19 protein-coding genes and 1 pseudogene are annotated in these 18472 nt (G+C 38.8%); 13 read left to right on the forward strand and 7 right to left on the reverse strand.

The window, feature by feature from the left end:
- Positions 1-74 precede the first annotated feature (74 nt).
- Positions 75-1451, reverse strand: coding sequence for a Do family serine endopeptidase (locus tag CDG55_RS10110; protein WP_087536431.1), 1377 nt, complete (start codon positions 1449-1451; stop codon positions 75-77).
- A gap of 372 nt (positions 1452-1823) precedes the next feature.
- Here CDG55_RS10110 and nadB point away from each other — a divergent pair, with 372 nt between their 5' ends.
- Positions 1824-3461 (forward strand): L-aspartate oxidase, encoded by a 1638-nt coding sequence (gene nadB, locus CDG55_RS10115; protein WP_171287554.1) that lies wholly within the window; start codon positions 1824-1826, stop codon positions 3459-3461.
- A gap of 27 nt (positions 3462-3488) precedes the next feature.
- Here nadB and tmk read toward each other — a convergent pair whose 3' ends face one another.
- Genes tmk through pabC form a run of 3 tightly spaced genes read right to left on the reverse strand, consistent with a single transcriptional unit; the run spans position 3489 to position 5990 of the window.
- Positions 3489-4097 (reverse strand): dTMP kinase, encoded by a 609-nt coding sequence (gene tmk / locus CDG55_RS10120; RefSeq protein ID WP_087536430.1) that lies wholly within the window; start codon positions 4095-4097, stop codon positions 3489-3491.
- An 8-nt stretch (positions 4098-4105) separates the two neighbouring features.
- Positions 4106-5176, reverse strand: coding sequence for an endolytic transglycosylase MltG (gene mltG, locus CDG55_RS10125; RefSeq protein ID WP_087536429.1), 1071 nt, complete (start codon positions 5174-5176; stop codon positions 4106-4108).
- Between the two features lies 1 nt (position 5177).
- Positions 5178-5990 (reverse strand): aminodeoxychorismate lyase, encoded by an 813-nt coding sequence (gene pabC, locus CDG55_RS10130; protein ID WP_087536428.1) that lies wholly within the window; start codon positions 5988-5990, stop codon positions 5178-5180.
- A 384-nt stretch (positions 5991-6374) separates the two neighbouring features.
- On the opposite strand from pabC, the gene CDG55_RS10135 reads away from it, so the two are divergent.
- The 6 genes from CDG55_RS10135 (at position 6375) to CDG55_RS10160 (ending at position 11880) form a co-directional block, all read left to right on the forward strand.
- Complete coding sequence (locus CDG55_RS10135) at positions 6375-7382, forward strand: sulfate ABC transporter substrate-binding protein (RefSeq protein ID WP_087536427.1); 1008 nt, start codon at positions 6375-6377, stop codon at positions 7380-7382.
- Between the two features lie 31 nt (positions 7383-7413).
- Entirely contained in the window at positions 7414-8016 is a 603-nt protein-coding gene (locus CDG55_RS10140; protein ID WP_087536426.1) for an RBBP9/YdeN family alpha/beta hydrolase, read from the forward strand.
- Between the two features lie 78 nt (positions 8017-8094).
- Positions 8095-8928 carry a sulfate ABC transporter permease subunit CysT gene (cysT, locus tag CDG55_RS10145; protein WP_087536425.1) on the forward strand — a complete coding sequence of 278 codons (834 nt, stop codon included), beginning with the start codon at positions 8095-8097 and terminating at the stop codon, positions 8926-8928.
- A complete protein-coding gene (cysW, locus tag CDG55_RS10150; protein ID WP_050041906.1) occupies positions 8925-9809 on the forward strand; it encodes a sulfate ABC transporter permease subunit CysW in 885 nt (294 codons plus the stop codon). The genes cysT and cysW overlap by 4 nt, the downstream gene beginning before the upstream one ends.
- Positions 9810-9820: 11 nt before the next feature.
- The gene (locus CDG55_RS10155) at positions 9821-10891 is read left to right on the forward strand and encodes a sulfate/molybdate ABC transporter ATP-binding protein (RefSeq protein WP_087536424.1); all 1071 of its coding nucleotides are present in this window, start codon (positions 9821-9823) and stop codon (positions 10889-10891) included.
- A 65-nt stretch (positions 10892-10956) separates the two neighbouring features.
- On the forward strand, positions 10957-11880 hold the full coding sequence (locus CDG55_RS10160) for a CysB family HTH-type transcriptional regulator (protein WP_004959761.1): 924 nt from the start codon (positions 10957-10959) through the stop codon (positions 11878-11880).
- 107 nt (positions 11881-11987) lie between these two features.
- Here the strand turns inward: CDG55_RS10160 and carO are convergent, their stop codons facing one another.
- Positions 11988-12740 carry an ornithine uptake porin CarO gene (gene carO / locus CDG55_RS10165; RefSeq protein WP_087536423.1) on the reverse strand — a complete coding sequence of 251 codons (753 nt, stop codon included), beginning with the start codon at positions 12738-12740 and terminating at the stop codon, positions 11988-11990.
- Positions 12741-13032: 292 nt separating this feature from the next.
- Between carO and dapD the strand changes: the two genes are divergently transcribed.
- From dapD to CDG55_RS10195, 6 genes and pseudogenes are all read left to right on the forward strand, one after another.
- Positions 13033-13854 (forward strand): 2,3,4,5-tetrahydropyridine-2,6-dicarboxylate N-succinyltransferase, encoded by an 822-nt coding sequence (gene dapD, locus CDG55_RS10170; protein ID WP_087536422.1) that lies wholly within the window; start codon positions 13033-13035, stop codon positions 13852-13854.
- A gap of 116 nt (positions 13855-13970) precedes the next feature.
- Positions 13971-14681 (forward strand): 7-carboxy-7-deazaguanine synthase QueE, encoded by a 711-nt coding sequence (queE, locus tag CDG55_RS10175; protein ID WP_087536421.1) that lies wholly within the window; start codon positions 13971-13973, stop codon positions 14679-14681.
- Positions 14682-14758: 77 nt separating this feature from the next.
- Positions 14759-15427 (forward strand): 7-cyano-7-deazaguanine synthase QueC, encoded by a 669-nt coding sequence (queC, locus tag CDG55_RS10180; RefSeq protein ID WP_205666489.1) that lies wholly within the window; start codon positions 14759-14761, stop codon positions 15425-15427.
- A 30-nt stretch (positions 15428-15457) separates the two neighbouring features.
- A complete protein-coding gene (locus tag CDG55_RS10185; protein WP_087536419.1) occupies positions 15458-15874 on the forward strand; it encodes a hypothetical protein in 417 nt (138 codons plus the stop codon).
- 77 nt (positions 15875-15951) lie between these two features.
- Positions 15952-16081, forward strand: a pseudogene (locus CDG55_RS15510) (ATPase); the annotation flags it as partial.
- 19 nt (positions 16082-16100) lie between these two features.
- Entirely contained in the window at positions 16101-16613 is a 513-nt protein-coding gene (locus CDG55_RS10195; protein ID WP_005161193.1) for a peroxiredoxin, read from the forward strand.
- A gap of 119 nt (positions 16614-16732) precedes the next feature.
- On the opposite strand, the gene CDG55_RS10200 is transcribed toward CDG55_RS10195, so the two are convergent.
- Both CDG55_RS10200 and CDG55_RS10205 read right to left on the reverse strand, forming a co-directional pair.
- Positions 16733-17638: an IS982 family transposase gene (locus CDG55_RS10200; RefSeq protein WP_087536418.1), complete on the reverse strand. Its 906-nt coding sequence runs from the start codon at positions 17636-17638 to the stop codon at positions 16733-16735.
- Positions 17639-17796: 158 nt separating this feature from the next.
- Positions 17797-18372, reverse strand: coding sequence for a nicotinate-nicotinamide nucleotide adenylyltransferase (locus tag CDG55_RS10205; protein WP_081399881.1), 576 nt, complete (start codon positions 18370-18372; stop codon positions 17797-17799).
- Positions 18373-18472: the final 100 nt, after the last annotated feature.

Raw genomic sequence — 18472 nt, forward strand, 5'->3', positions numbered from 1 at the left:
CTAATCTAAACACTTATACATTATAAAATAAAAACCACCCTATTTCAGGGTGGTTTTAAAAAACTAACTATAGCTTAAGGCAAACGTAAACCTAAAATTGCACGCTGGCCTTGGCGAATAATAGCGACTCGAGCTACACTATTTTTTGGTAGAGCCGCCATTGTTTTTACAAACATTTGACTATTTAAAATAGGTGTACCATTTACTTGAAGGATAACATCACCTGCAACAATGTTTGATAATGATGCCAAGCCACCGCGTTTAACATCTTGCACCAATATCCCACCACGGACATCCAATTTCGCTTGCTCTTCAGGCGTTAAATTACGAATGCTCATTCCTAGACCACTGGTTGGATTGTTTTTATCCTCAGCGGCTGGCGTATCGTCTGGTGCAGTACCTAAAGTTGCTGAAATAGTGCGGACTTTATCGTCACGTAATACTTCTAATTGAACAGTCTGACTAGGCGCCACGCGATTTAATACATTTAACAAATCGCTAGTACGGGAAATAGAAGAACCATTAATTTTTAAAATCACATCCCCAGACTTTAAACCTGCTTTTTCAGCCGGTGACTTCGGTGTAACCTGATTAATCAATGAGCCTTCTGGTTTTGGTAATTTGTATGCTTCTGCAAGGTTACGATCAATATCTTGCAACATCACGCCAAGGTATGAACGAGTCACTTTACCATTGGTTTTAAGCTGTTGGACTACATCCATCGCGACATCAATAGGAATAGAGAATGACAAACCCATATAGCCGCCTGTACCACTAAAAATCCGCGAGTTCACACCAACCACTTCACCACGTTGGTTGAATAATGGACCACCTGAGTTACCTGGGTTTAATGCAGCATCCGTTTGAATATATGGAGTCGATGTTTCACCACTCATATTTCTCGATTTAGCACTCACAATACCTGCCGACGCAGAATAGTCAAAACCGAAAGGTGATCCAATCGCTAGGACAGGTTCACCAACTTTTAGCTGATTTACATTACCAATTTTTAATTCTGGGAAATTTGCACCATTTACTTTAAGCACAGCAACATCAGTGCGCTCATCACTACCCACCAAAGTTGCATCAAGTTCTCGGCGATCATTTAGGATAATAGTTATTCGTGATGCATTTTCAACCACATGGTGGTTAGTAACCAAATAGCCATCTTTACTAATGAAAAATGCAGCACCATAACCTGTTTTTTCTTGTGGTCCCTGTTGTTGGGGAATAATGACTTGATTGCCAAAAAAACGTCGTAAAATTTCAGGCACTTGTTGCTGTAACAACTCTTCCTGAGTCATTTTTTTTACAACATTGACACTGACAACTGCAGGACTCACCTGCTCAACGAGATTTGAAAAATCTACTGGTGAAGCAGCATTAACCTGTACTGCAGCAACCGTAAATACCGCAGCATACATTCCTTGTTGTAAATAGCGACTTTTCATGAAGTGAGAACCTACGTACTAATGATCTATAGAATATTAAGATTATGTTTGTATCATAACCCAACTGTAATCTTCGTAAAAATATGTTGATATTTTCAATGCATACAACGATGTAGCATATTGAAATGTGAATAAATTATGGAGAAAGTCTCCATGATTTATAAGCTTATTAACGTTTTATCGTGGGCAGCTTAATATTAGATTAAAATGATGTATTGAATACTTATCCTTGTTAGACTTTAAGGTGATTGACAATTCATATCAGTAAAAATTGTTTACATTCGCTAAAAAATCGTTCAATTCTAGGCAGATTGGCACTTGCCTTTTTTGTTAAAAAGCGTTGTCATTAGCGAACGTTTAAAACTGAAGCAGATCGACATGCCTGATTTAAAAACAATTCACCATTTTGACGTGATAATTGTGGGCAGTGGCGGTGCAGGTTTAAGTCTTGCACTCTCTTTACCGAGTCATTACAACATTGCCATTTTAGCAAAAGCAGAGCTCACAGAAGCCAGTACTTTTTATGCTCAAGGTGGTGTTGCTGCGGTCTTAGACGAGACTGATTCAATTCAACAACATATTAATGACACTATGATTGCAGGCGGACATCTTTGTGAGTTGGACGCCGTGAAACATACAGTCGAAGGTGGCAAGCCTTCTGTTGATTTCTTATTGAAGCAAGGTGTTCAATTCACTTTAGATGATGATGAGCAATTACACCTCACTCGTGAAGGTGGTCATTCACAACGCCGTATCATTCATTCTGCTGATGCAACAGGTAAGGCAATTTCAACCACGCTTGTTGAACGTGCTAAAGAACGTAAAAATATTACAATTTTTGAAAATTATATTGCGATTGACCTCATCACACTACACAAGCTTGGTCATCAAGACAAAAATAATCGTGCGATTGGTTTATATGCATTAAATGAAAAAACAGAACAAGTTCATACATTCTTAGCCCCTTTCACAGCTTTGGCCTGTGGCGGGGCAATGAAAGCTTATCTCTATACCTCTAACCCCGACATTGCAACAGGTGATGGTATCGCGATGGCTTATCGAGCTGGTTGTCGTGTTGCCAATATGGAATTTAATCAATTCCATCCAACGTGTTTGTATCACCCGAAAGCGCGTTCTTTCCTTATTACTGAAGCCATGCGTGGTGAAGGTGCTTATTTACGTTTGCCTGATGGTGAACGTTTTATGTTGCGTCTTGACGAACGTGCTGAACTTGCGCCACGCGATATTGTTGCACGTGCGATTGACTATGAAATCAAACGTTTAGGTATTCGTCATGTTTGGTTAGATATCACACATAAATCACCTGAATTTATCACTGAGCACTTCCCTACGCTTTACGCACGCTTGCTCGAACTTGGGATTGATATTACCAAAGATATGATTCCTGTTGTTCCAGCAGCGCATTATACCTGTGGTGGTGTCGTTGTAGATGAGCATAGCCAAACTGACTTAGATGGTTTATATGCGATTGGCGAAACTTCATATACTGGCTTACACGGTGCTAACCGTATGGCAAGTAACTCACTGCTTGAATGTTTCGTTTATGGCATGAGTGCAGCGGAAGATATTCAAAACAAACATAATATTAGCTTTGAATTTCCAGATGTGCCGTCTTGGGATGAGTCTCAAGTGACTGATGCCGATGAAGATGTTGTGATCTTACAAAACTGGGATGAATTGCGTTCAACCATGTGGAACTATGTGGGTATTGTTCGCACCACTAAACGTTTGCAACGTGCTTTACATCGTATTGAAATGTTAAAACGTGAAATTAACGAATACTATCAAGGTTATCGCGTCAGTAAAAACCTGATTGAGTTGCGTAACCTAGTACTAGTTTCTGAAATGATTGTACGTTGTGCCATGGAGCGCAAGGAATCACGTGGTTTGCATTACACGTTGGATTATCCTGAGCTTTCTAATGAAATTCGCAAAACTGTGTTAACGCCACCGAATTTTAAGGTGGAACAGTTGTTGGTGAATGAGTAATTATATTTATTCGATGTAAAACAGCTTCTAAGCAAGCTGTTTTACATAATTTAGGGCGTCTTCAAACACAAGCTCAGCATTCTGTGTTGCATCCAAACGCTTGATTCGTTCAGGCTCTGCTTGCAACAAGGTCTCATAACCCGCACGCACTTTGGCAAAGAAACTCAACTTCTCTTGCTCAAAACGATCCAATGCCCCACGCTCTCTCGCACGCGTCATGCCCAACTCAATCGGCGCATCCAACCAAAAGGTAATATTCGGCATTTTCGCCACAAAAGTTTGATTTAATAATTGCAATTTTTCCTGACTTAAACCACGTCCAGAACATTGATATGCAAAACTGGCATCAGTAAAACGATCACTCAACACAATCTTGCCTGCCTCTAATGCAGGTAAAATCACTTGTTGTAAATGCTGCGCACGTGCTGCATAAATCAATAACAGCTCAGTATCATGACTCATTTGTTCTTCGTGATTCACTGCTAATAATAAAGAGCGAATCTGTTCAGCTAACGGCGTTCCACCCGGCTCACGGGTCAAAACGACTTCTTTACCTTGTTGTTCAAAGTACTGATGAATTTTACGAATGAGTGTCGTCTTACCTACACCTTCCGTACCTTCAAAACTAATAAACATCATTCATCCTACTTTTGCTTTGCACGTAACGCAGTTAAATATTCTTGAACTGCACGATTATGATCTTCTAAGGAAGCTGTAAATTTATGCCCACCATTACCTGTGGCAACAAAGTAAATATTTTTAGCATCGTCTGGATGCATTGCTGCTTCAATCGCTTTTTTACTTGGCAATGCAATCGGAGTTGGCGGTAAACCATTGATCGTGTATGTATTATAAGGCGTTGCTGTCCGTAAATCATTACGAGTGATATTACCTTTATAATTATCCCCCATACCATAAATTACGGTTGGATCAGTTTGTAGACGCATACCGATTTTTAAACGACGTACAAATACACCTGAAACTTGCTCCAGTTCACTATCTAAATTGGTTTCTTTTTCAATAATCGAAGCCATGATTAAAGCTTGATATTTATCGTTATAGGGTAAGTTCGGTGCTTTTTTTGCCCAAGCTTCATCTAATGATTTCATTTGACGGCGATATAAATCCGTTAAAATTTTCTTATCTGTTTCGCCCTTGGCAAAGAAATAAGTATCTGGTGCAAATAAACCTTCAGGGTGTGAATAAGGAATATCTAAAGCTTTTAATAATTGGTCTTGCGGTAGATCTAAAATAGTCTTACTAACATTCGGATCTTTCTTTAAATTCTGTAGCAATTGTTTAAAAGTTGTCCCTTCAATCACCAAAATACGATTCATTTGTGCATTTTCAGCATCAGATAGCATATCAAGTACTTGACGAACACTCATCCCTTTATTGATTTCATACACACCAGCTTTCAAACTGTCATGAATCATAAATTTTTGATAAATCTTTAAAATAATAGGGAAATTAACTTTATTTTCTTTGGCTAGATGATCAATAAATTTTGAGTAAGTATCTCCCGAAGAAATGACTAGAACCTGCTTTTTCCCTTCGACTGGATAATTCTTAAATAAGCTTGCCCAAAGCACACCGAGTACGAGCAAAAGAAAGACAACGATTACAATCAATAAGGCTTTGATAGGAAACTTAGACTTCGGTTGAGCTTTTGGCTTTTTCTTTGTATTGGCTGGGGTTGTTGGTGGCTTTGGCATATTAATCAATCTGGCTAAGTTTCAATGTTTCAAATAAATCAAGGTAGGGTTGCTGCTCAAAAGTCCGACCATTAAATCGAATAACTGCTTTCATCGGATGTAAAGCGTTGCAGAAAAATAGACTTTGAATACGTTCAATATCATTAACCTCTACACAACCTTGTTCACATTCAATATTCTGTTGCTTCATACGAGATAGAATCTTGGCTCGCATGACGCCGTGGACGCCATTATAACGAAGTTCTGGTGTAATCCATCGGTCATTTATACGAATAAAACAATTACTGCTCACCCCTTCTACAATATAACCTTGTACATCAGTTACCAATGCTTCAAGCCACCCCTGATGGTCAGCTTCCTGCTTTAATAATACTTGTTCTAAACGGTTTAATGTTTTTAAACCCACTAAATGCGGCATATTCAAACCTAGAGCATGGTTTAACACCCCACTCTCAATCCACTCTGGTTGAAAAACTTGCATGACTTTAGGGTAATACCAAACATAAACATCAGCAGCATGTAAAGGTAAGCTATATCCTCGATCTCCCTCGCCCCGACTAATCACAATTTTTAAGGTGCCATTCAAGGTAAAATGCTGTTGTTGTAGTTGTGCTAAGGATCTATCTATGACCGATAAATCCACATGAAGACTTAATCTTTGGCAAGCCAATGCCAAACGAGCAAAGTGTAATTGTTTTAGTTCAAACGTATCTTGAAAAATTCGCGCAGTGGTAAAGCAACCATCTCCATAATGAAAGGCTCGATCTAACAACGGAATCGAATCAATCAATTGTCCATTTTTATAACACTGCATGATCAAAAATTCAGTCTCCAACACATCGTCATCATACCCTGAAACCTAAGTTTGGCAAAAGCATGTACACAATCCATACCTCATTCATCATGATCTAGAATCCAATCGTTTATTAACAACTCGAATTAGCACGGACTCTCTAAATATATTCAGGCTTAATCTACCGAAACTCATTTTTAAATAAACATTCAATATGAATCAAATTCAACATCTTGTTTTATAGCTATATACGAAACAATTATCAGAAATTCAGCATAAGTTATCTCTTTTTTATATTTCTTTTTTCCTCATATCAAATTCGTTTTTAATTATTTTTTTTGCAAAAAAACTGGCGTTATGCTGCATCCATATTCCAAATCAAGATTTAATTTCAAGGGGTTTTTCATGCGTTTATCTCAGTTAAAAGTCGGTGTTATTGCCGCATTACTCTCCGTTTCATCTTTCGCGGCACAAGAGTTTTTAAATGTCTCTTATGATCCAACTCGCGAGCTTTATACCGATTTCAACAAGCAGTTTGGTGCTTTCTGGAAACAGCGTACAGGACAGGACATTGATTTCAAACAATCCCATGGGGGTTCAGGCAAACAGGCACGTGCCGTGATTGATGGCTTAAATGCTGATGTCGTAACACTTGCCCTTGCAGCAGATATTGATGAAATTGCTGAAAATGCAAAACTGCTTCCAGCTGATTGGCAGAAGAAACTACCAAATAACTCCACGCCTTACACCTCAACGATTGTTTTCCTTGTGCGTAAAGGCAACCCAAAACAAATTAAAGATTGGGGTGATCTGGTTAAACCAGGTGTAGAAATTATTACACCAAATCCAAAAACATCAGGTGGCGCACGTTGGAACTATTTAGGTGCTTGGGCATGGGCAAAACACCAAAAAGGTGGTAACGATGCCAAGGCACAAGAATTTGTTCGCCAAATTTACAAACAAACCAAAGTACTTGATTCAGGTGCACGTGGCGCAACTACTACATTTGCTGAACGCGGCATCGGTGATGTTTTACTGGCTTGGGAAAATGAAGCATTCCTAGCAGTACGTGAACAACCAGGTAAATTTGAGATCGTTACACCGTCACTTTCAATTTTGGCTGAACCTCCAGTGGCGGTTGTAGAAAAAAATGCTGAGAAAAAAGGTAATTCACAAATCGCTCGTGGCTATTTGAACTACTTATATTCTCCAGCGGGTCAGGAAATTGCAGCACGTAACTTCTATCGTCCTCGCAATGCAGCTGTTTTAAAGAAATATAGCGCCACTTTTAAACCTCTGAAGCTTGTCACGATCGATAAAGAGTTTGGTGGTTGGACCAAAGTACAAAAAACTCATTTTGATAATGGCGGTATTTTCGATCAAATCGTCAAGATCAACAGCACCACAAAATAATTTACTAATTAGGTAAATAAGGAGAGCGGACATGATTCATACCGTAATTGTTCCTGGTGTTGGGGGTAGCGAAGCTCAACATTGGCAATCTTGGTTACAACAACAACTCGTGTCTAGCTCCCGCGTTCAACAGAAACATTGGGACCGACCCGTTTTAAACGAATGGGTTGCTCAATTTGTCAAAACCGTTGCAACTATAGAAGCATCAATACAAATTGTTGCTCATAGCTTTGGCTGTTTAACCAGTGTTGCTGCTTTAGCTGAACATCCAGAGTTACAAACAAAAGTAAAAAAATTAATTTTGGTTGCACCTGCAAATCCTGCACGGTTTGGCGAAGCGGGCTTTGCTCGTCACAGCTTGACTGATTACAAACAGTATTTCCATCAGCTTAATATTGATGTGCCAACCACTTTATTAATCAGTGAAAATGATCCTTGGTTAGGTTATTTCGATGCTTTGCAACTGGCTCAAGCTTGGAAACTGACACCAATCAATTTGGGACAAGTAGGTCACATCAATGTGGCATCTGGATTTGGCCCTTTTCCAGACATCCTTAATTACATGTTGCCTGAAAAAAAACTGCAACCTGTAACTCGAATGAGTCAGGCAAATTTTAATTTGAAATTTGCATAGATTCCGCTCTCAGTATTTTTTGGTTTTAGTGTTATTTATTTGCTGGTTTTAGCAAATATTTCTCTTTGAGGAAATATCATGTCGCAGCGTTCCCGAGTGCTGCCTGGGTTTGGTCTGTCTTTGGGCTTCACCCTCGCTTATGTATCTTTTATCGTACTTATTCCTTTATCAGCTGTATTTATCAAATCTTTAGGGATTGGATGGGATGGATTATGGGAAATTCTTACTTCAGAACGAATTTTAAAATCGTTACAACTCAGCTTTAGTGCTGCATTGATCGCTTCTTTAGTCAATGTAATCTTTGGCATACTGCTGGCTTGGTGCTTGGTTCGTTATAATTTCCCAGGTAAAAGAGTCGTCGATGCTTTGGTCGATTTACCTTTTGCTTTGCCTACCGCAGTGGCTGGGATTGCATTAACCTCGTTATATGCACCTACAGGTTGGATTGGTCAATATCTTGAACCTCTAGGAATTCAAGTGGCTTACACTCCGATTGGTATTACCCTTGCATTGATTTTTATTGGATTACCCTTTGTTGTTCGAACAGTACAACCAGTTCTCAGCGATATTGAAACTGAACTTGAAGAAGCAGCTTCTGCACTGGGTGCAAATCGCTGGCAAACCATTACTAAAATCATCTTACCGATCCTATTCCCTGCACTATTAACAGGCTTTGCTTTGGCATTTGCCCGCGGTGTTGGTGAATATGGCTCCGTCATCTTTATTGCAGGCAATCAACCGTATAAAACAGAGATTGCTCCCCTCATGATCATTTCTCGTTTAGAAGAATATGATTATGCAGGCGCAACAACGATCGCTGTCGTCATGCTCGTTCTCTCATTTGCCATCTTATTTTTAATTAATTTAGTTCAAGCATGGGCAAGCCGTCGTACAGGGAGAACTGCGCAATGAGTTTAAATACCAATAGCAATGCTTTAGCCATAAAGTTGCAATCTCGTGATTCAACCCGTGAACCAACATGGGTCCGTTATACATTAATTAGTATTGCACTGATTTTCTTCTTAAGTTGCTTAATACTACCGCTCATTTTGGTTTTTGTTGAAGCATTTAAACAAGGTCTTTCAGTTTACATCAATGCCTTAACTGATTCTGACACACTGTCGGCAGTCAAACTAACCTTACTGACAGCAGCGATTGCTGTACCAATTAATGTAGTTTTTGGTGTCGCGGCTGCTTGGGCTGTGGCTAAATTCCAGTTCCGTGGCAAAGCCATCTTGACCACCATTATTGATATGCCATTTTCAGTCTCCCCTGTAATTGCAGGTTTAATGTTGGTTCTGATTTTTGGTTCACAAGGTTGGGTTGGCGGTTGGTTAATGGATCACGATATTAAAATCCTTTATGCCGTACCTGCCATTGTTTTAGCCACAATTTTTATTACAGTTCCTTTTGTTGCACGCGAACTCATTCCGCTCATGGAAGCTCAAGGTACTGAAGAAGAAGAAGCTGCAATCGTACTTGGTGCATCTGGTTGGCAAACTTTCTGGAAAGTAACACTTCCAAATATTAAATGGGGTTTGATCTATGGTGTGATTCTATGTAATGCACGTGCAATGGGTGAGTTTGGTGCTGTATCGGTCGTTTCAGGACACATTCGTGGTGAAACGAACACATTACCTTTACATGTAGAAATTCTATACAACGAGTATACCTTCAGTGCTGCATTTGCGGTGTCATCTTTACTGGCATTCTTAGCAATCATCACATTGATCTTGAAAACTTGGTTAGAAATACGCCAAGACCAAGCAAATGAACATCAACCGAATCACTAAGGAATGAACACATGAGTATTCAAGTTAAAAATATTGAAAAACACTTCGGTGCATTCCATGCACTCAAAAATATCTCTTTAGACTTTCCTGAAGGTGAATTAGTTGCTTTGCTTGGTCCTTCAGGCTGTGGAAAAACAACATTATTACGCATCATCGCGGGTTTAGAATCTGCTGATCATGGTCAAGTTTTACTTGAAGGCGAAGATGCCACAAATATCCATGTTCGTGAACGTCAAGTCGGTTTTGTATTTCAACACTATGCCTTATTCCGCCATATGACTGTGTTTGACAATATCGCTTTTGGTTTACGCGTTCGCCCACGCGCAACTCGTCCATCAGAAGCCGAAATTAAAAAACGTGTCACGCGCTTATTAGATTTGGTTCAACTGGGTTTCTTAGCTGATCGTTACCCTGCTCAACTTTCAGGTGGACAACGTCAACGTATTGCACTAGCACGCGCCCTTGCAGTAGAACCACGTGTTTTATTACTTGATGAGCCTTTTGGCGCACTAGATGCCAAAGTTCGTAAAGAATTACGCCGTTGGTTACGAACCTTACATGATGAACTACATATCACATCTATTTTTGTTACACATGACCAAGAAGAGGCTTTGGAAGTCGCAGACCAAATTATTGTCATGAATAAAGGCGATGTTGAACAAATTGGTTCACCTCGTGAAGTTTATGAAAAACCAGCAACACCCTTTGTTTTTGATTTCTTAGGTCAAGCAAATCGTTTTGAAGGCGAACATACTAGCGGTATCATCCGCATTGGTGATGATCGAATCCAACTGCCAACCTCATTAGCAGCACCGCAAGGAAAAGTGATTGCATTTGCACGACCAAATGAATTACATATTCATACCCGTCCCCAAGCGAATACGATTGAGGCAACGTTTATACGTGAGGTCTGGATTGCGGGCAAAGTGATTGCGGAATTACAAGATCGCAGTGGACGTACCATTGAGATTTTACTTAGTGTAGAAGAAGCAAATTTACATCAATTTAGACCGAATCAAACCGTCTGGATTAGTGCAGCTCAACTTCATTTATTTGCAGACCAAACGACTCAAGTTGCTTAGAATAATATCTTGAGGGCGATTAAATAGATTTGATCGTTCCTCATCTTTTATGTGGAAAAATTATTATGAACTTTCAACAACTCAGAATTATTCGAGAAACTGTTCGCCAAAACTTTAATTTAACTGAAGCTTCTGCGGCACTTTATACCTCCCAATCTGGTGTCAGTAAGCACATTAAAGATTTAGAAGATGAGTTAGGTGTACAACTCTTTGTACGTAAAGGTAAACGCTTGCTCGGTTTGACTGAACCAGGTCAATCGTTATTAAGCATCGTGGAACGGATGTTAGTCGATGCTGATAATATTAAACGTCTTGCTGATGACTTTAATAAAGTTGATGAAGGCACCTTAACAATTGCAACAACGCATACCCAAGCACGGTATGTTCTTCCACCAATTGTGAATCAATTTAAAAAATTATTCCCAAAAGTACATTTGGTTTTACAACAAGCGAGTCCTGTTGAAATCGCAGAAATGCTACTCCAGGGGGAAGCCGATATTGGTATCGCAACTGAATCTTTAACGACCGAAGAGAACTTAGCAAGCGTACCTTATTATGAATGGCATCATAGTATCATTACACCGAAAGACCACCCTTTGACTAAGTTAGATAAAATTAGTTTAGATGTATTAGCTGAATATCCATTGATCACATATCACGGTGGCTTTACTGGACGCTCTAAAATCGATAAAGCATTTGAAGATGCTCATATACATGCCGATATCGTGATGTCCGCCTTAGATGCCGACGTCATTAAAACCTATGTTGAACTCAATATGGGGGTGGGTATTGTCAATGATGTCGCTTATGACACAGACAAAGATTATCGCTTAGAACAATTAAAAACTGATGTTTTTGGAGTGAATACAACTTGGATTGCTGTGCGTAAAGGACATCTTTTACGTGGCTATGGTTATGAATTTATTTCTTTATGTTCTCCAAAAACAAACATCAAAGAACTTAAAAAAGTGGCTTATCCCGAAGAATAAATCAAACAAAATGAATGGCTTTACTACTATTAGCCATTTATTCCAACCTAAAATCTGAGCATAAAAAAACGAGCTTAGCGCTCGTTTTTTTATGCAGAGTTGGTAGATTAGAACTTAAAGCTCACACCCACTTTAGCCACTGGCAACCATTCATAGCGACTCTTATTCGCAATTTTGTCTTGCTCATCAGCAACTGCCTGATTAATCGGCTTAGCTCCGTTAACACCTTTTAAGTTGTAATCATCAAGTTTTACGTCAGGGTTACCTGTGTAGTAAGCACCAACTTCACCAAACAAACCAATATTTTTATACACTGGTGCATTCAAACCTAAACCGACATAAGGCGCGATGTTATTTTTATATGACATTTTGCCACGTACACCACCCTCTTGCCCAGGATTAACAACTTCATAATCATTGTTGTCAATTGTTAAAGTACGACCTGCTGATGTACGTTTCTGAAGATCATAATCATTATCAAGATACCCAACACCTGCTGCTACATAAAGCGAACGAGCGAACGCATTTTGACTCGCACCCCATGGATAAAGTTCAGCATTTAAATATGTGTTGTTATTCTCCATATCAAGATCATATTTGGTGCCATCAATTTTGACATCATCAGACCATGAAATATCGCCACCATTGTAACCAAGGCTTAAACCTACATATGGATTAACACGATAAGAAATTGCACCACCATAACCTGTAGTACCCACTTCAGCACGAACTGAAACTGGATCTAAGTATGAAGGAAACGTAGAACCTGATTCCTTCACAACTTGTTCATCTGCTGCTAAAGCAGAACCTGCAATCGCTGTTAATGCACCTGCAGCTAAAATAACGCGCAAAGCTTTCATTGAAGTCTCCTCAAAAAATACTTTTATCTAAGGTATAGTTGTTACTGTAGTAAAATCTTAAAAGAATGATTGATATCTTTTTATACAGAAACTGATTACTTTCTGTTATTTTTTGATACAAATTAAGGATAATTGTATATTTCAAAATAATGGATAAAAAACAATTAAATCCGAATTTATTACAATTTTATTGCTTAATTTTAAAACACTTTATTGTAACGACTTTTTTCAAAGATTCTTGGTTCAATTTAGTGTAAAATCTCGGAAATTTATTTTTGGAAGAATGAAGATCATGTCTCAGCTTTCTACAATCATTGAACAAGCCTTTGAAGACCGTGCAAACTACAGTGCAGCAGATTGCCCTACTGAAATTCGTCAAGCTGTTGAAGAGACGCTAACAGGTTTAGACAATGGTACACTTCGTGTCGCTGAAAAAATCGATGGTGAGTGGGTTGTTCATCAATGGCTAAAAAAAGCTGTTTTACTTTCATTCAAACTGAATGACAACCAGCCAATCGAAGCATGTGATCTACAGTTTTATGACAAGGTTGCAACAAAATATTCAGGTTGGACTGAAGAACAATTTAAAGCTGCTGGTGTCCGTGTTGTACCACCTGCTGTTGCTCGTCGTGGTAGCTTCCAAGCGAAAAATGTCGTATTGATGCCATCGTATGTCAACATCGGTGCATATGTTGATGAAGGCACTATGGTTGATACTTGGGCAACTGTTGGTTCATGTGCTCAAATCGGTAAAAACGTTCATTTATCTGGTGGTGTTGGTATCGGTGGTGTACTCGAACCATTACAAGCAAATCCAACGATTATTGAAGACAACTGCTTCATCGGTGCTCGTTCAGAAATCGTTGAAGGTGTGATTGTTGAAGAAGGTTCAGTGATTTCAATGGGCGTATTCATTGGTCAATCAACTAAAATCTTTGATCGTGAAACAGGTGAGATTCACTATGGTCGCGTACCAGCAGGTTCAGTTGTTGTTGCAGGCAGCCTTCCATCGAAATGTGGTACTTACAGCCTTTATGCTGCAATTATTGTGAAAAAAGTAGATGCGAAAACACGTGCAAAAACTAGCTTGAACGATTTATTACGTGCAGACTAATTTATAACGTTTCTCGGAGTTTCATCGCTCCTCGTCTCTACGATCAGCTATGGTCGTAGAGATTTTGTTTTTTATGTACTTGCTGCTTATGTAGCAACTGTTTGTGGTAACTATTTATGGCTTCCTTACGTTCTTCTGCAATTCCTGTATCTGATCCTGCGGCTGGTTTACGTATTACCGAGATCTTCTATTCTTTGCAAGGCGAAGCGAATACGTTTGGTTTACCGACTGTTTTTATTCGTTTAACGGGTTGTCCTTTACGTTGTAGTTATTGTGATACGACTTATTCATTTGAAGGTGGTGAACGTTTATCCCTTGAACAGATTATCGAAACAGCAAGCCAACATAAAACACCTTATATCTGTGTGACAGGTGGCGAACCGCTTGCACAACCAAACTGTTTGATTTTATTACAACGTCTTTGTGATCTTGGATTTGAGGTTTCACTTGAAACCAGCGGTGCTTTAGATGTATCGAAAGTTGACCCTCGTGTTTCCAAAGTGTTGGATTTAAAAACACCAACGTCAAAAGAAGAGCATCGTAATCTATATAGTAATCTTGACCATCTCACCCCACATGACCAGATTAAATTTGTGATTTGTAATCGTGCTGACTATGAGTGGTCAAAACAGCAACTTGAACAATTTCAGTTGCAAGATAAAGTAAGTACAGTATGGTTTTCACCAGCCTTTGCTATCGAAAAAGGAGCTGTCGGATTGCCCGCCTTGGCGCGTGACTTAGCTCAATGGATTTTAGATGACCATCTCCCTGTTCGCTTCCAATTACAGTTACATAAGCTGTTATGGAATGATGAATCTGGTCGTTAAAATACTCAACATATCCGTTCTGCAAAATAGATCGGCTTTTATCAAATTTATTTTTAGGTTGAATCATGGAAAATAATATGCGTTCTCGTGCCATCGTATTATTGTCTGGTGGCTTAGACTCAACAACGTGTCTTGCTTGGGCACAAGCAAATTATGATTGTATTGCATTAAGCTTTATGTATGGTCAACGCTCAACCACCGAACTTGATGCAGCCAAAGCACTCGCACAACGTGCAGGTGTAGAACATCGTGTGATTAATATTGATTTAGGCAATTTAGGCGGCTCTGCGCTTACAGATCATAACATTGATGTACCTGAACAATTACAAGAAGGGATTCCTGTAACTTATGTTCCAGCGCGTAACACCATTTTCCTTTCATATGCCCTTGCAGCAGCAGAAGTTTTTGACGCTCACGCCATTGTGATTGGTGTCAATGCTGTTGATTATTCAGGATATCCTGACTGTCGTCCTGAATTTATTGACGCTTTTGCCAATCTTGCGCGTTTGGCAACAAAGGCAGGCGTGGAAGGAAAACCCCTTAAAATTGAAACACCTTTGTTACATTTATCCAAAGCGAATATTATACGCTTAGGTATCGAACATGGCGTAGACTATAGCCAAACAGTATCCTGCTATCAGGCAGATGCTCAAGGACGTGCGTGTGGCAAATGCGACAGTTGCCGTTTACGCCAACAAGGTTTTATCGAAGCAGGTATTGCGGACCCTACACGCTATACCCAATAGATGATTTAGGGCAATCATTAGGTACAATATATGAAGTTTTTAAAATCAAATCTTATTCTTTCTACAATGATGTCAGCGACTGCTTTATTTGCAATGGCAACTCACGCAGCTGATAATCCATTACAAGCAGCATATAAAACTACCAATGTAAAATCTGCATTGATTAACGTCTGTAAGGAACAAACCACTAAAGGTGGCAAGTTATCAGCTGCGGAAGTGAGTAAATTTTGTGGTTGCCAAATTGATGCTCAAGGCAAAGTAACTGAAGCTCAAAAATGGGAAATTCAAAGCGCAATCAATGCCAAGAAAAGCCCAAGTTCTTTAGCATTTGTACAGCAACAAAATAAAGAATTACAAGCTTGCTTAGGTGCCCCTTTGGTATCTAAGTTAGAAAAATTAACTGAAGAAGCAATGAAAGCTGCTCAGCAACAAGCTCCTAAAAAGTAAGCTTGTATTGTTCAGATTAAAGCCTGCATTTATGCAGGCTTTTTTGTAGGCTCTGTTAAACTTTCCTTTATGTTGAAGAGGATGGAAAATTCCATACCATTGTGATTGAGAGGACAAGGTTTTAACAAAGCAATTCCTATACGTCACGGTGAAATTGTTTATCATGAAGAATATGCTTTTTTACCACTTGAACTAGATCACGCTTAGCTTTATAGAAGGAATAAAAATGTCTGAGAATATTGAATTACCGAATCATACTTTTTCAACTACACAAGGTGAAGTCAATCTTGCTGAGTTAGGCAGCGAATGGCTTGTCATTTATTTCTACCCCAAAGATTCAACCCCAGGTTGTACGACTCAAGCTATTGGATTTTCGTGTTTAAAAGATCAATTTGAAGGATTAAATTGTCAAATTTTTGGAGTCTCTAGAGATTCTGTTAAAGCACATCAAAATTTCACGGAAAAACAAGCGCTCACAATTGATTTAATTAGTGATAAAGAAGAAGTGTTATGCAAACATTTTGATGTCATCAAAGAAAAAAATATGTATGGCAAACAAGTCATGGGCATTGAGCGTTCAACTTTTATTTTTCACAACAAACAGTTAGTGAAAAGCTATCGCAAAGTTAAAGCTGCTGGTCATGCTGAACAAGTATTGGAAGATCTAAAAGCATTGCAAGGCACTTCATTACGCATGAGGAGCATCGCTCCGCAAGATTCTAACTTTGACCAGTGTTGATCATTCAGCATTGTACGAGGCATAGCGAGTAGTGAATTTGGTTTGACGATTAAATTTTACTTACTCGCTATTTTTTATACAGCAAATCTCAACAGACCCTAGTTTAACGTGAATACGGTTTAAGTAAATTTTAATTCAATCGGTTTTAAAATCTGCTGAATCCCAGACTTATATCCATTTACAAGCACCAAAGCATATAATGTTAAAGCAGCAAATATTGTGGTCAGTAGCCCTATTTTTGATCTGTGGCGAGTATGTTCAAGATCAAATTGGCTTTTCATCAGATGAAATGGAGCTTCAATAATTCCTCGTTTTCTTAATACTGCACTATCAAAAGCATCCAGGGATTGTGGTTTCATATTTCTTTTTACTCGTGTGATGAGTTGAACACCGACTTCCGCAAGACGAGATCTCCAATTCTTACCCACATAGCCACGATCACCAAACAATTTACCTGTGAGTTGTGAATGTTCAATTAGATCGGGCAATACTTTACGGTCATCTACATTACCCGTTGTAATACAATAAGAAATTAAGCGTCCGATATGATCACAAATCAAATGAATCTTAAAACCATAAAACCAGTCGACTGAAGTTTTCCCCCGAGTTGCACTATCGGCAAATACACGATGTTGATAAATCCGTTTGTTGTGGCATACAGCAAGTTTAGTGGAATCCACAAAAGCAATCCCTGCTGATGAAACTTTTAAACTTTCAACAAGAGCAACGAAGTACATCACATATTTTGCTTTTAATTCAATAAATCGACTATAGCTCGGCCGGTTTAAAAAATAACCAGAAAGAAATGGTTTTGCCCAATAAAGATAAAAAGCCTTAAAGTTTCGGCTTCCTGTTAAATGAAACCATAGCAGCAATGTAATCACTTCAGATGCACAAATTTGACTTTGACGCACACGTTTAAGCTTGCCACAAGTGAGCATGTATTGCTCAACCTGCTCTGAAATATCAGAGCAGAAATCATCAATTAGGCAGAAAAGTGTTGTAAGCTGTGTGTCGATAGGCATTTTGAGATCATTGTTTTTTGTCGTGATTAAATTTTGACTTAAATGCCTATCCTTTTACAACTTCCTTATCCCGAATTCACGTTAGTTTATCCATCAAAAAAACACGAATCTTTCCATATTCGTGTTTTCATCGATTTTCTGCTTAAATAACTAAAATCTTAAAAACATTCATCCAAATTACTTTTATCACCCGCAAGATATTTATGCTGCAATTCCACATAGACTTTTGTATTTTTAAATTCAGTCAAAAATTCAATCGTGCCTTTAGGGAAAAATTCAGTTTGAATCTCTCCCCGATAATAGGCTTCTCGCATAGGCGTGGCTGAAATAGAATCTTTTAAACTATCCAACTCAACCATCTGCCATTCTGGAAATAAAGCTAAATAATACGAAGATTCATCTTTGAAGTGACCAATCAAACCTACTTTTGCATTTGGCTGAACCACTTGATTGACCAATGTTTTGACTTGTTTGACCCATTTTTCATCGTTATACACATCAACCACATGCACGAAATGAATCCGTTTCTGCTCATCTTCTGAAAAATTAGACAGAATCATTTGCTCACGTTCATGGGCTAAAAATGGGTTTTTGATATTCCGTTCTGATTGCGCTGAACCCAATGCCAAGATCACGTTCTGACTTTGTTGTAATGCAATTTCAATAGTTTGTAGATGCGCTAAATGAAAAGGCTGAAAGCGTCCAATAAAAACAAGATAGTCAAATGTGTACATAGGCGTAATTTCACTTTTTGTGAACTCATCAGTTGCACTATGTAACGCAAATATGCGACATAATGAGAGCACTTTAAAAATCAATCTGGATTAAAGCAAG

Origin of the sequence: Acinetobacter sp. WCHA45, assembly GCF_002165255.2 — a bacterium.
Lineage (GTDB): Bacteria > Pseudomonadota > Gammaproteobacteria > Pseudomonadales > Moraxellaceae > Acinetobacter.

What these genes read in the sequence shown, in the direction of transcription:
- CDG55_RS10110 (WP_087536431.1), bottom strand. Translation starts at nt 1,451, where the DNA reads ATGAAAAGTCGCTATTTACAACAAGGAATGTATGCTGCGGTATTTACG.
- tmk (WP_087536430.1), bottom strand. Translation starts at nt 4,097, where the DNA reads ATGTTTATTAGTTTTGAAGGTACGGAAGGTGTAGGTAAGACGACACTC.
- mltG (WP_087536429.1), bottom strand. Translation starts at nt 5,176, where the DNA reads ATGCCAAAGCCACCAACAACCCCAGCCAATACAAAGAAAAAGCCAAAA.
- pabC (WP_087536428.1), bottom strand. Translation starts at nt 5,990, where the DNA reads ATGCAGTGTTATAAAAATGGACAATTGATTGATTCGATTCCGTTGTTA.
- CDG55_RS10135 (WP_087536427.1), top strand. Translation starts at nt 6,375, where the DNA reads ATGCGTTTATCTCAGTTAAAAGTCGGTGTTATTGCCGCATTACTCTCC.
- CDG55_RS10140 (WP_087536426.1), top strand. Translation starts at nt 7,414, where the DNA reads ATGATTCATACCGTAATTGTTCCTGGTGTTGGGGGTAGCGAAGCTCAA.
- cysT (WP_087536425.1), top strand. Translation starts at nt 8,095, where the DNA reads ATGTCGCAGCGTTCCCGAGTGCTGCCTGGGTTTGGTCTGTCTTTGGGC.
- cysW (WP_050041906.1), top strand. Translation starts at nt 8,925, where the DNA reads ATGAGTTTAAATACCAATAGCAATGCTTTAGCCATAAAGTTGCAATCT.
- CDG55_RS10155 (WP_087536424.1), top strand. Translation starts at nt 9,821, where the DNA reads ATGAGTATTCAAGTTAAAAATATTGAAAAACACTTCGGTGCATTCCAT.
- CDG55_RS10160 (WP_004959761.1), top strand. Translation starts at nt 10,957, where the DNA reads ATGAACTTTCAACAACTCAGAATTATTCGAGAAACTGTTCGCCAAAAC.
- carO (WP_087536423.1), bottom strand. Translation starts at nt 12,740, where the DNA reads ATGAAAGCTTTGCGCGTTATTTTAGCTGCAGGTGCATTAACAGCGATT.
- dapD (WP_087536422.1), top strand. Translation starts at nt 13,033, where the DNA reads ATGTCTCAGCTTTCTACAATCATTGAACAAGCCTTTGAAGACCGTGCA.
- queE (WP_087536421.1), top strand. Translation starts at nt 13,971, where the DNA reads ATGGCTTCCTTACGTTCTTCTGCAATTCCTGTATCTGATCCTGCGGCT.
- queC (WP_205666489.1), top strand. Translation starts at nt 14,759, where the DNA reads ATGCGTTCTCGTGCCATCGTATTATTGTCTGGTGGCTTAGACTCAACA.
- CDG55_RS10185 (WP_087536419.1), top strand. Translation starts at nt 15,458, where the DNA reads ATGAAGTTTTTAAAATCAAATCTTATTCTTTCTACAATGATGTCAGCG.
- CDG55_RS10195 (WP_005161193.1), top strand. Translation starts at nt 16,101, where the DNA reads ATGTCTGAGAATATTGAATTACCGAATCATACTTTTTCAACTACACAA.
- CDG55_RS10200 (WP_087536418.1), bottom strand. Translation starts at nt 17,638, where the DNA reads ATGCCTATCGACACACAGCTTACAACACTTTTCTGCCTAATTGATGAT.
- CDG55_RS10205 (WP_081399881.1), bottom strand. Translation starts at nt 18,372, where the DNA reads ATGTACACATTTGACTATCTTGTTTTTATTGGACGCTTTCAGCCTTTT.